Genomic DNA, 12,412 nt, shown 5'->3' on the forward strand with positions numbered 1-12,412 from the left:
CTGAGGTGATGGCGCTCGCGGAGATCGCCGACTACCTCGGCGTGTCGAAGCAGCGGGCCGCACTACTCGCCAACCGGCCCACCTTCCCCGAGCCCGTCGCGCACCTGAGCGTCGGCCGGATCTGGCGCTCGGCGGACGTCCGCGAGTGGGCCAGCAAGCGCGCCGGTCGCGACGAGGCCTGACGCCCGCAACCCCTCGATCTGGTACGCGGCCTCCTGCAGCGCGACGGAGAAGACCCGCGCCTCGGCAACACTGAGGACACCGTCTCCCGCGTCCGCCTGCACTGCGAGGTCGCCGATGCTGCCGGCGTCCTGGTCGTCGGTGTCGATCGCGACGTCAGCACGGGAAACCACGACCCGCAGGCCGCGTCCCCCCTCGAAAATCTTCTTCGTGTGCAGCCGGACGTCGAGCGGCGCGAACTGGTCTTCGTGCTCTTCCTGGCACCAGGCCGGGCAGGGCAGGAACGTGAACGGGACCGAGGGCAGTACGGTCATGGGGGGTCGCCTCCTGGGGCGATTCAGGGGGCCCGGCGCTCAGGTGTTCCAGCACCTGCCGGGCCCGTCTAGTTGGGGCACATCTGGGGCACATGCCGCCGCGAAATGCCGTGAGTGAGTGTGAGTCCGCGTGGGGTCAAATCCCCTGGTCACGGGCCGTTTGCGCGTACCTCCGCAGGTCAGGGCGCTGCGGGGGTTTCTCCATGCAGGAGTGGCGGATCCTCGAGCACTACGGCACGCACGTCGACGCGCCCGGCCACTTCGTCGCGGGCGGCCGGCTGGCCACCGAGATCGGCATCGACGAACTCGTGGCGCCGGTCGTGGTCGTCGACATCGCCCGCCGTGCGGCCCGCGACCCCGACGCCACGGTCAGCGTCGACGACCTGCTGGCCCACGAACGCCGCTACGACCGCATCCCGCGCGGCGCGGCGGTGTTCATGTTCTCCGGCTGGGGCGCGAAGGTCGGCGACCCGGACGCCTACCGGGGCACCGACGCGGCCGGCACGCTGCACTTCCCGGGGTTCAGCGTCGACGCGTGCGAGTGGCTGCTGCGCCGGCGCGGCATCCGCTGCCTCGGCGTCGACACGCTCAGCATCGACCCCGGCGTCTCGGCCACCTTCGACACCCACCTGGCCCTGCTCGGCGCCGACCGCTACGGGGTCGAGAACGTGGCCAACCTCCACCGCCTGCCGAGGCGCGGCGCGACGGTCATGGTGGGCCTGATCCCCTACGAAGGGGGCTCCGGCGGTCAGGCACGCGTGTTCGCGACCTGGTAGGCAGGTTCTCCCTTTCTCCACTACACACCCGCGATCTCCGGTGCGGGGCGCAATTCACGAAATATGTGGGTTTTGCCTGGTCGCGGGTACCGGCGGGGAGAGAGGAGCTGCACAATGATCAACGCTCAAGATGCCGCCAAGCTGACCGGCCGGGACGTGTACGGCAGCAACGGCGAGAAGATCGGCACAGTCGGGCACGTGTGGGGCGACGCCGCGGGCTCGCCGGCATGGGCCAGTTTGAAGACCGGCATGTTCGGTTCCAAGGAGTCGATGGTGCCGCTCGCGGACGCGGACATGCGACGGGGCCGGCTCATGGTGCCGTTCGACCGGTCCGCGGTGAAGGACGCGCCACGGATCGACGGGTCGAGCACCGAACCGCTCGCGGCGGACGAGTTCGCCCGCCTCTACGACTACTACGGGATGTCGGGTGCGGGTGGGAGCGCGGGCATGGCCACCGGAAGCGCCTCGGCCGCGGGAGGCGCGTCGGCCGCCGGCTACACGGCCGCCGACGTGGTCGAGGACCGGGCCATGGCCGACAACGTCATGACCCGATCGGAGGAGCGGCTCACGGTCGGCACCGAACGGGAGCGCATCGGCGTCGCGCATTTGCGCAAGTACGTGGTGACCGAGGAACAGCAGATCACCGTGCCGGTCTCCCACGAGGAGGTCCGCCTGGTGCGCGAGCCGATCACCGAGGAGAACTGGGCGGCCGCCACGTCCGGCGCGGACCTCACCGAGTCGGAGCTCGACATCGAGCTCTACGGCGAGCACGCGATCGTCAGCAAGGAGACGGTCCCGATCGAACGGATCCGCATGGTCAAGGAGACCGTGACGGACCAGGAGACCGTCCGTGGCGAGATCCGCAGGGAGCACATCGAGGCCGCCCTGCCCAACGAACAGAAGATGGACCTCGACTGAAGCACCGCTACTCGGCCGGGCGGCGCAGCGAGTAGGTGACGCCGTAGAGGCGGTGCGGCTCGTTGGGGAAGTAGGTCGCGCTGCGGTCGTAGGCCTGCCAGCCCGCCGCGCCCGCCCGGTTGAGGTGGCGCATGTCGTTGAAGCGCTCGTCGGTGCCCCACCGCTGCGCGCCGCCGGCGTGGTGGAAGGTGGCGTTCCAGTCCATGAACTGGTCCTCACCGTAGGTGCCGGCGGCGCGGTACTCGAGCCGGGCGTACTCCCATTTCGTCACATCGAGGATTGTGCCGGGCTGCGGGTCTCGCGGGCCAGAGCGGGCGCCGCCGGGGCGGTCGGGCGGGTGGACAGCCAGCAACCGGCGACGATGAGCGCGAAGCCGAGCACCGTGCTCAGCCCTATGGGCTCGTCCAGGATGGCCACGCCGAGCAGGACGGCGACCACCGGGTTGGCGTAGGTGACCAGGCCCGCGCGGCCGGGGCCGGCCTCGCCGATCAGCCGGTAGAAGGCCAGCAGCGCGACCGCGGTGCAGAGCAGGCCCAGCGCGAGCAGTGCCGTCCACGAGCCGGCGCTGACCGGCGCGGTCGGCAGCGTGAACGCCGCGAACGGCGCGAGCACCACCGTGCTGACCGTGGTGGTGCCGGCCACCAGCGCGGTCGGGGGCAGGTCGGCGGCTTTGCGCTGCACGTACACCGTGGCGACCGCGTACATCAGGGTGGCCAGCAGGATCATGCCCGCGCCCAGCAGGCCCCAGCGGTCGCCGGAGACGTCGAGGCCGACCAGCACACCGACGCCGACCAGGCCGAGCGCCAGGCCGGCGACCCGCACCCGGGTGAGCGGCTCGGCCCGGATCATCAGCAGCGCGATCAGCACCGGCTCGATGGCGATCAGCAGGCCGGTCAGCGACGAGCTGATGTGCACCTCGCCGTAGGTGATCAGCAGGAACGGGCCGACGATGTGGACGATCCCGAGGAACACCACCGGCGGCCAGTGGCGGCGCAGCGCGCCCAGCGTGCCCTGCAGGGCGGCGACCGGCACCAGGACCGCGGCGGCCACCGCCACCCGGCCGGCGACCACCATCATGGGCGAGAGCTCCTCGATGGCGATCTTGATCAGCAGGTACGGGATGCCCCACAGCACGGCGACGATGGCGAAGAGGATCCAGGCTCGACGATTCACAGCATGAGCTTCGCGCCGTACCGTATGAAGCGGTAGTGATGATTTGGGTTGCTCGTGTTAAGGAAAACTGATGATCGATGTGCAGCGCCTGCGCGTGTTCCGTGAGGTCGCCCGGCACGGCAGCTTCAACCGGGCCGCCGCGGCGCTGCGGTTGACGCCGTCGGCCGTCTCCCAGCAGATCAGCGCGCTGGAGCGGTCGCTGGGCACCAGCGTCGTCTGCCGCAGCACCCGGGGTGTCGAGATCACCGAGGCGGGGCGCGTGCTCGTCGACACGGCCGACACGATCGCCGCCGAGCTCGACTGCGCCGCGCGCGAGATCGCCCGGCTCTCGACCGTCGGCCCGCGGTTGACCGTGGCGACCTTCGCCAGCGGCGGCCAGCGGCTGCTGCCCGGGGCCCTCATCCGGTTCCGGGCGACGCATCCCGAGGTGTCGCTGACCGTGCTGGAGAGCGAACCCGACGAGAGCCTCCTGCAGGTGCGCTCGGGCGCCGCCGACCTCGCGCTCACCTATCACTTCGAGGGCCCGCCACCGGTACGACCGGACGACCGCTCCGGCCTGACCTGGATCCCGCTGCTCGAGGATCCGATGTGGATAGTCCTGCCGGCCGGTCACCGGCTGGCCGGCCGCGAGTCGCTGACCATGACCGACCTGGCCGGCGAGCGGTGGGTGCAGGGCTGCCTGTCCGCGACCGACATGCTCGACCACTACGCGGCGCTGGCCGGCTTCGAGGTCGACGTGGCCTGCCGCGGCACCGACTACGTGTTCGCCCAGTCGCTCGTCCGGGTCGGCGTCGGGATCAGCCTCGTGCCGCACACCGCGCTGACCGCCGACGCCGACGGGCTCGCGATGGTGCCGCTGGAGGCGCCGCGGCCGGCCCGGCACATCGGCGTGGCCGTCGCCCGCCGCCGGTCGCAGGACCCGCCGACCCGCGCGCTCGTCGACGCCCTGTCCCAAGAAGTAGGAGTGCCCTCCCGCATCTCAGGATGACCGGCGTACGGTCGGCGGCATGGCCGTCTACACCCACGGGCACCACGAGTCGGTGCTGCGCTCCCACCGCTGGCGCACCGCCGCGAACTCCGCCGCCTACCTGCTGCCGCACCTGACACCCGGCGCGCGCCTGCTCGACGTCGGCTGCGGACCCGGCACGATCACCGCCGACCTGGCGGAGCGGGTCGCCGCGGTCACCGCCGTGGAGACCGCCCCCGCCGCGCTCGACGCCGCCCGCGCGGTGGCGGCCGACCGCGGCCTGGCCGTCGACTTCGCCGTCGAGGACGTGCACGCGCTCAGCTTCGCCGACGACACGTTCGACGTCGTGCACGCGCACCAGGTGCTCCAGCACGTGGCGGATCCGGTCGCGGCGCTGCGGGAGATGGCCCGGGTGTGCCGGCCGGGCGGCGTCGTCGCCGCCCGGGACAGCGACTACGCGGCCTTCGCCTGGTGGCCCGAGGTGCCCGCGCTCGCCGAGTGGCGCGACCTCTATCGCAGGGTCGCCCGGGCCAACGGCGGCGAGCCCGACGCCGGCCGCCGGCTGCTCTCCTGGGCCCGGGCCGCCGGCCTGGACGCCACGGCCACGGCGTCGGCCTGGTGCTTCGCCACGCCGGCGGACCGCGCCTGGTGGGGCGGCATGTGGGCCGACCGCGTGGTCGGCTCGGCGCTGGGGGAGCGGGCGGTCGCGCTCGGCCTGGCGGACCTGTCCGACCTGCGCCGGCTGGCCGACGGCTGGCGCGAGTGGGCCGCAGCGGACGACGGCTGGTTCCTCGTGCCGCACGGCGAGATTCTGGTCAGGTCCGTCGCCACCTAGCGCGCGGGTTCACCCGATCAGAATCGGTCCGCTACGGACAGTGATTCGTGTTTTGTGGAGTCTCCACAACGTGTCGGCCACGCCGTGCGCGGGTGGTGCGTTGGTGTACCGGAGGGTAATCGGGCAAGGTGTGGGCTGGTGCAGGCGACAGCCCGAGATCCGGACGCCGCCTCCCGCAGATGCGCCAGTAGGAGGCTCAACCGGTGTTCAGTCGTGTCGCCATCGTCAACCGTGGAGAGGCCGCGATGCGGCTCATCCACGCCGTCCGGGACCTGTCGGCGGAAACCGGTACGCGGATCGAGACGGTCGCGCTCTACACCGACGCCGACCGCACCGCCACGTTCGTGCGCGCGGCCGACATCGCGTACCCGCTGGGTCCCGCCTCGGCCCGGCCCTACCTCGACCACGCCGTGCTGGAGCGCGCCCTGGTCGAGACCCGCGCCGACGCCGCCTGGGTCGGCTGGGGATTCGTCGCCGAGGACCCGGCGTTCGCGGAGCTCTGCGAGAAGCTGGGTGTGACGTTCGTCGGCCCGAGCGCCGAGGCGATGCGCAAGCTCGGCGACAAGATCGGCGCGAAGCTGATCGCCGAGGAGGTCGGTGTCCCGGTCGCGCCGTGGAGCCGCGGCGAGGTGGCCACCCTCGACGACGCGTTGGCGGCGGGCGAGCGGATCGGCTACCCGCTGATGCTCAAGGCCACGGCCGGTGGCGGCGGCCGCGGCATCCGGATGGTCGCGTCGGGTGCGGACCTGGCGGAGGCCTACGAGCGGACCAGCCAGGAGGCCCTGCGCGCCTTCGGCTCCGGCGTCGTCTTCCTGGAGCGCCTGGTCACCGGCGCCCGGCACGTCGAGGTGCAGGTCATCGCCGACGGCCAGGGCACGGCGTGGGCGCTCGGCGTCCGCGACTGCTCGGTGCAGCGCCGCAACCAGAAGATCATCGAGGAGTCGGCGTCGCCGGTGCTCGGGCCCGAGCAGACCGCCGAGCTCAAGGCGTCGGCCGAGCGGCTCGCGGTCGCGGTCGGCTACCGGGGCGCCTGCACGGTCGAGTTCCTCTACCACCCCGGCGAGAAGCTGTTCGCGTTCCTCGAGGTCAACACCCGCCTCCAGGTCGAGCACCCGATCACCGAGATCACGACCGGCACCGACCTGGTCCGGCTCCAGCTGCACGTGGCCGCCGGCGGTCGCCTGACCGGCCCGCAACCGCCCGAGTCGGGGCACGCCATCGAGGCCCGGCTCAACGCCGAGGACCCCGACCGCGACTTCGCGCCCGCGCCCGGCCGGATCGCCCGGCTGGTGCTGCCCGCCGGCCCGGGCATCCGGGTCGACACCGGCGTCAGCGAGGGCGACACGATCCCGGCCGACTTCGACTCCATGATCGCCAAGATCATCGCGTACGGGCACGACCGCGAGCAGGCGCTCGGCCGCCTCCGCCGGGCGATGGCCGAGACCACCGTGATCATCGAGGGCGGCGCCACCAACAAGAGCTTCGTGCTCGACCTGCTCGACCAGCCCGAGGTGGTCGACGCGACCGCCGACACCGGCTGGATCGACCGCGTACGCGCGCAGGGCCGCCTGGTCAGCCACCGGCACTCCGCGGTCGCGCTGGCCGTCGCCGCGATCGAGGCCTACGAGGACGAGGAGGAGATCAGCCTCCGCCGGCTGCTCGCCACCGCCCACGGCGGCCGTCCGCAGGTGCAGCACGACCCCGGCCGCCCGCTCGACCTCAAGCTCCGCGGCGCCGGCTACCGGGTCAGCGTCGCCCGGGTCGCGCAGCGGCGGTTCCGGGTCGGGATCGGCGACGCGTGGGCCGACGTCGAGCTCGACCGGTTCGACGCGCACAGCGGCCAGATCGTGGTCAACGGCAACCGCTTCCGGATCGTCTCGGCCACCCACGGGCCCGTGCACCTCGTCGAGGTCGACGGCGTCACCCACCGGGTCAGCCGGGACGAGGGCGGTGTCGTCCGCTCACCGGCCCCCGCGCTGGTGGTGGCCAAGCCGCTCGCGGTCGGCGACGAGGTCGAGGCCGGCGCCCCGATCCTCGTGCTCGAGAGCATGAAGATGGAGACGGTGCTGCGCGCGCCGTTCCGCGCCCGGGTCCGCGAGTGCCCGGTGGCGGTCGGCAGCCAGGTGGAGACCGGCGCCCCGCTGATGCGGCTCGAGCCGCTGGGCGGCGAGGAGGCCGTCGAGGCCGCCACTGCCGCCACGGAGATCGAGCTTCCCGCTCCGCCGGCCGACGGCTCGGCGGCCGAGCGGGTCGCCCGGGGCCTCGCCGACCTGCGCGGCCTGCTGCTCGGCTTCGACGGTGACGCCCGCGACCACAAGCGGGTGCTGTCGGCCTACCTGGCGGCCCGTGCCGAGCGCAACGTGCCGCCGATCGAGGGCGAGCTGGGCCTGCTCACCGTGTTCGCCGACCTGTCGGAGCTGAGCCGCAACCAACCGGCCGGCGAGATCGACGCCGAACCCGAGGGCCCGGTGCACAGCCCGCGCGAGTTCTTCCACAGCTACCTGCAGAGCCTCGACGTCGACCGGGCCGGTGTCACCGAGAGCTTCAAGGCCAAGCTGACCACGGTCCTGGCCCACTACGGCGTCGACGGGCTCGACCCGACGCCGGAGCTCGAGGCCGCGGTCTTCCGGATCTTCCTGGCCCAGCAGCAGATGAGCACCTCGGTCGCGATCGTCTCGGAGCTGCTGCGCCAGTGGCTGGCCGGCGCCCCGCCGGCCGAGGCGCTCGGCGAGCGCGCCGGCCTGGCGCTCGAGCACCTGGTCGCGGCCACGCAGGTGCGCTTCCCGGCGGTCTCCGACCTGGCCCGCGGCATCGTGTTCCGCTGGTTCGCGCAGCCGCTGCTGCGCCGCAACCGGGCCAAGGTCTACGCCGCCGTCCGCGCCGACCTGCGTCACCTCGACCAGCACCCGGACGCACCCGATCGGGCCGAGCGGATCCAGGCCATGGTGGCCAGCAACGAGCCGCTGGTCCGGCTGATCGGCCAGCGGGCCGGCCGGGCCGGCCGCGACCACGCGCCGCTGCTGGAGGTGCTGACCCGGCGCTACTACGGCAACCGGGCGCTGTCGGCGGTCACCGTGCGCGAGTCGGCCGGCTGTCGGTTCGTCACCGCCGAGCACACCGGCGCCCGGGGCGCGACCCGGGTCGTCACGACGGCCGTCGACATCGCGGCGCTGCCCGACGCGTTGGGCGCGGTCGCCGGGTTCGCCACCGACGCGTCACCGCGGGGACTGGTCGCCGACCTCTACGTGACCTGGGAGGACCAGCCCGACGCCGACGCGGTCGCGGTGCGGCTCCAGGAGCTGATCGACGCGTGTCCGCTGCCCGAGGGCGTACGCCGGATCACCACGACGATCGCCGGCACGAGCGGCGCCGTCGTGCACCACCACTTCACGTTCCGGCCCGAAGGCGCGTCCTTTGTGGAGGACCGGCTGATCCGGGGCCTGCACCCGCAGATCGCCCAGCGGCTGCAGCTCCAGCGGCTCCGCGAGTTCGACCTGACCCGCCTGCCGTCGGCCGACGAGGAGATCTATCTCTTCAAGGCCGCGGCGCGGAGCAACCCGGCCGACGAGCGCCTGATCGCCATGGGCCAGGTCCGCGACCTGACGCCGCTGCGCGAGGCCGACGGACGGCTGGTCGCGCTGCCCGCGCTGGAGGACGCGATCACCGCGGGCCTCGACGCGATCCGCAACATCCAGGCCCAGCGGCCGCAGAACCGGCGCTACGACACCAACCGCATCATGATGTACGTCTGGCCGTCGACCGAGCTGACCCGCGAGGAGCTGGAGGCGCTGGTCCAGCGCATCCTGCCGACCACGGCCGGCGCGGGGCTCGAAGAGGTGCAGTTCATCGCGCGGCAGCGCAACGCGGCGGGCGAGCTGGCCGAGGCGGCCGTCCGGATCACGCTCGACCCGGGGCACGGCGCGACCCTGCACGTCGACAAGCCGTCGACGGAGCCGCTGCGCCCGATCGACGACTACCGGCAGAAGGTGCTGCGGGCGGCCCGGCGGGGCAACGTCTACCCGTACGAGCTGACCGCCATGCTCGGCGACTTCGTCGAGCACGACCTCGTCGACGGCGCGCTCGTGCCGGTCGACCGGCCCAAGGGGCGCAACGCGGCGGCGATCGTCGCCGGTGTGGTGACCACCCCGACCGAGCGGCACCCGGAGGGCATCACCCGGGTCGTGCTGCTCGGCGACCCGACCAAGGCGCTGGGCGCGCTGTCGGAACCGGAGTGCGCGCGGGTGATCGCGGCCCTCGACCTCGCCGAGCGCATGCGGGTTCCGCTGGAGTGGTTCGCGCTGTCGGCCGGCGCCCGGATCTCGATGAGCTCCGGCACCGAGAACATGGACTGGGTCGCGGCGGCGCTCAAGCGGATCGTCACGTTCACCCAGGCCGGCGGTGAGATCAACATCGTCGTCGCGGGAATCAACGTCGGCGCCCAGCCGTATTGGAACGCCGAGGCGACGATGCTCATGCACACCAAGGGCATCCTGGTGATGACGCCGGACTCCGCGATGGTGCTCACCGGCAAGCAGGCGCTGGACTTCTCCGGCGGCGTGTCGGCCGAGGACAACTACGGCATCGGCGGCTACGACCGGGTGATGGGGCCCAACGGCCAGGCGCAATATTGGGCGCCCAACCTGGCGGCCGCGCGCGACGTGCTGATGGCGCACTACGACCACACCTACGTGGTGCCGGGGGAGCGCACGCCGCGCCGGGCGCGCACCAACGACCCCGTCGACCGCGACGTGTCGGACTTCCCGCACGTCTTCGCCGGCAGCGACTTCACCACGGTCGGCGAGATCTTCTCGGCCGCGCACAACCCGGACCGCAAGCGGGCCTTCGACATCCGCACGGTGATGCGGGCGCTGGCCGACCAGGACCACGCGGTGCTGGAACGGTGGGCCGGGATGGCCGACGCGGAGACCTCGGCGGTGCAGGACGTGCACATCGGCGGCTATCCGGTGTGCCTGATCGGCATCGAGTCCCGCTCCGTGCCGCGGCGCGGCTTCCCGCCCACCGACGGCCCCGACGCCTACACGGCGGGCACGCTGTTCCCCTGGTCGTCCAAGAAGACCGCCCGGGCGATCAACGCCGCGTCCGGCAACCGGCCGCTGGTCGTGCTGGCCAACCTGAGCGGCTTCGACGGCTCGCCGGAGTCGATGCGCAAGCTCCAGCTGGAATACGGAGCGGAGATCGGCCGGGCGATCGTCAACTTCGAGGGCCCGATCGTGTTCTGCGTGATCTCGCGCTACCACGGCGGCGCGTTCGTGGTCTTCTCGAAGGCGCTCAACCCCAACATGACGGTGCTGGCGTTGGAGGGCTCGTTCGCCTCCGTGCTCGGCGGCGCGCCGGCCGCGGCGGTGGTCTTCTCCGGCGAGGTCAACAACCGCACCGCCACCGACCGGCGGGTCACCGACCTGCAGGCGGCGGTGTCGGCGGCCAGCGGCGCCGAGCGGGCCGCGCTCAACGCGCAGCTCGCCGAGGTGCAGGCGGCGGTCCGGGCCGAGAAGCTGGGCGAGGTGGCGGCGGAGTTCGACCGGGTACACAGCATCCAGCGCGCGGTCGAGGTCGGCTCGGTCGACGCCATCATCAGCGCGGCCGAGCTGCGCCCGCGGATCATCGAGGCGATCGAGCGCGGGCTGGCCTGAGCCGCGCTGGGCCGGGCCGGGGGGCCCGGCCCGGCCGCTCAGACCTCCTGCGCGACGCCCGGCGTCAGCCAGGTCAGGGTGTCGGGCGGGAAGGCCGCGGTGATCTCGGCGCGACCCTCGTGGAAGTGCGACCAGCCCTCGTAGTGCACCGGCACCACCCGCCGGGGCTTGAGCTGCGCGACCAGCCGGGCCGCGTCCCTACCGGCCATCGTGTACTTCACCGGGCCGGTCAGCCCGAAGCCCACCTTGCCCAGGTGCAGGACGGCGGTGTCGACGGTGAGCCGCTCGACGACCTCGCGGACGCCGCCGAAGAAGACGGTGTCCCCGGAGATCCAGACGACTGCGTCGGCGCCCGGTGGCCGCAGCGCGAAGCCGATCGAGTCGCCGACGATCGGGCGGCTCAGCGGTGGCCCGTGCCGGGACGGCGTGGCGGTCACCTCGACCTCGGCGACGGTCGCGCTCTGCCACGGCGCGAGGCCGGTGGCGTTGCCGCCGAGCCGGCCCGCGCCGCTGACCGTGGTGAGCACCCGCGGGACGGACGGCAGCAGCGCCCGGCCCGCGTCGTCGAGGTTGTCGGCGTGGTGGTCGTGGGTGAGCAGCACCGCGTCGATCCGGCCGAGCGCGGACACCGGCACCGCCGGCCCGGTGAGCTTCACCGACGACGTGCCGAGGCCGAACGCGTACCGCCGGCCCGGCTCGTCGAAGGTCGGGTCGGTGAGCAGCCGTACTCCGGCGATCTCGATCAGCGTGGTCGGCCCGCCGATGTGGGTGATCCTCATTTGGCGTGCGCCAGCGCCCACTCCAGCACCTCGTCGGCGATCCGCTCCCAGCCCGCCTGGGCGGGCAGGAGGTGCGCGTAACCCTCGTACTCGCGGATCTCGGTGACGGTGTTGGACTTGTAGTGCTTGTGGTTGGAGCGCTGGATCTCCGGCGGCATGATGTGGTCCTCGGAGCCGGAGACGAACAGCAGCGGCGCGCGGTTGTCGTTGTGGTAGTCGACCCAGGTGTCCTGGTGGCCCGGCTGGAAGTTGGCGAGCACGCTGCCCCAGAGGATGCCGCCGTTGGCCGGGATCGCGTAACGCTCGTAGAGGGCGCGCGACTCCTCCGGCGTGAACGTGTTGGTGAACGCGTAGGTCCACTGCTCCAAGGTCAGCGGGACCGCCTTGTGCCGGTTGGCGGGGCTCTTCAGCACGGGGAAGGTCGACTTCACCTGCGACAGCGGCACGACCCGGACGCCCTCGGTCGGCGCCGAGTTGAGCGCGACGCCGGCCGCGCCGAAGCCGTGGTCGAGCAGGATCTGGGTGAACGCGCCGCCGGCCGAGTGGCCGATGATGATCGGCGGCTCGGGCAGCGCGCGGATCTGCTCCTCGATGTGCTCGATGATCTGCGGCACGGTCACGTTGACGATCGGGGTCGGGTCGGCGTTGAGCGCCTCGACCTCCACCTCGAAGCCCGGGTAGCCCGGCGCGATCACCTGGTGGCCCTTGGCCTCGTAGTGCGTGATCCAGTTTTCCCAGCTGCGCGGGGTGACCCAGAAGCCGTGGACCAGAACGATCGGTTTCATGCGTCGTGCTCCTTCAGAAACGGCGGCATGGCGC

General features: G+C 72.6%; 10 protein-coding genes. 5 read left to right on the plus strand and 5 right to left on the minus strand.

The window, feature by feature from the left end; genetic code table 11:
• Positions 1 to 62: 62 nt before the first annotated feature.
• Positions 63 to 494: a hypothetical protein gene (locus tag O7635_RS27885; RefSeq protein ID WP_278083449.1), complete on the minus strand. Its 432-nt coding sequence runs from the start codon at positions 492 to 494 to the stop codon at positions 63 to 65.
• A gap of 92 nt (positions 495 to 586) precedes the next feature.
• Between O7635_RS27885 and O7635_RS27890 the strand changes: the two genes are divergently transcribed.
• Together O7635_RS27890 and O7635_RS27895 are read left to right on the plus strand one after the other, a co-directional pair.
• Positions 587 to 1,270: a cyclase family protein gene (locus O7635_RS27890; RefSeq protein ID WP_278083450.1), complete on the plus strand. Its 684-nt coding sequence runs from the start codon at positions 587 to 589 to the stop codon at positions 1,268 to 1,270.
• A gap of 114 nt (positions 1,271 to 1,384) precedes the next feature.
• Positions 1,385 to 2,188, plus strand: coding sequence for a PRC and DUF2382 domain-containing protein (locus O7635_RS27895; RefSeq protein WP_278083451.1), 804 nt, complete (start codon positions 1,385 to 1,387; stop codon positions 2,186 to 2,188).
• Positions 2,189 to 2,195: 7 nt separating this feature from the next.
• Here O7635_RS27895 and O7635_RS27900 read toward each other — a convergent pair whose 3' ends face one another.
• Positions 2,196 to 2,459: a hypothetical protein gene (locus O7635_RS27900; RefSeq protein ID WP_278083452.1), complete on the minus strand. Its 264-nt coding sequence runs from the start codon at positions 2,457 to 2,459 to the stop codon at positions 2,196 to 2,198.
• A complete protein-coding gene (locus O7635_RS27905) occupies positions 2,456 to 3,361 on the minus strand; it encodes a DMT family transporter (protein WP_278083453.1) in 906 nt (301 codons plus the stop codon). The genes O7635_RS27900 and O7635_RS27905 overlap by 4 nt, the downstream gene beginning before the upstream one ends.
• A gap of 70 nt (positions 3,362 to 3,431) precedes the next feature.
• On the opposite strand from O7635_RS27905, the gene O7635_RS27910 reads away from it, so the two are divergent.
• The 3 genes from O7635_RS27910 (at position 3,432) to O7635_RS27920 (ending at position 10,814) form a co-directional block, all read left to right on the plus strand.
• Positions 3,432 to 4,349, plus strand: coding sequence for a LysR family transcriptional regulator (locus O7635_RS27910; protein WP_278083454.1), 918 nt, complete (start codon positions 3,432 to 3,434; stop codon positions 4,347 to 4,349).
• 19 nt (positions 4,350 to 4,368) lie between these two features.
• On the plus strand, positions 4,369 to 5,163 hold the full coding sequence (locus O7635_RS27915) for a methyltransferase domain-containing protein (RefSeq protein WP_278083455.1): 795 nt from the start codon (positions 4,369 to 4,371) through the stop codon (positions 5,161 to 5,163).
• Positions 5,164 to 5,366: 203 nt separating this feature from the next.
• The gene (locus O7635_RS27920; RefSeq protein ID WP_278083456.1) at positions 5,367 to 10,814 is read left to right on the plus strand and encodes a biotin carboxylase N-terminal domain-containing protein; all 5,448 of its coding nucleotides are present in this window, start codon (positions 5,367 to 5,369) and stop codon (positions 10,812 to 10,814) included.
• 38 nt (positions 10,815 to 10,852) lie between these two features.
• Here O7635_RS27920 and O7635_RS27925 read toward each other — a convergent pair whose 3' ends face one another.
• Positions 10,853 to 11,593 carry an MBL fold metallo-hydrolase gene (locus O7635_RS27925; protein WP_278083457.1) on the minus strand — a complete coding sequence of 247 codons (741 nt, stop codon included), beginning with the start codon at positions 11,591 to 11,593 and terminating at the stop codon, positions 10,853 to 10,855.
• The gene (locus O7635_RS27930) at positions 11,590 to 12,378 is read right to left on the minus strand and encodes an alpha/beta hydrolase (RefSeq protein WP_278083458.1); all 789 of its coding nucleotides are present in this window, start codon (positions 12,376 to 12,378) and stop codon (positions 11,590 to 11,592) included. Before O7635_RS27930 ends, O7635_RS27925 begins: the two co-directional genes overlap by 4 nt.
• Positions 12,379 to 12,412 lie beyond the last annotated feature (34 nt).

The sequence above is a fragment of the Asanoa sp. WMMD1127 genome (genome assembly GCF_029626225.1).
In the GTDB taxonomy this organism is placed as follows: Bacteria; Actinomycetota; Actinomycetes; order Mycobacteriales; family Micromonosporaceae; genus Asanoa.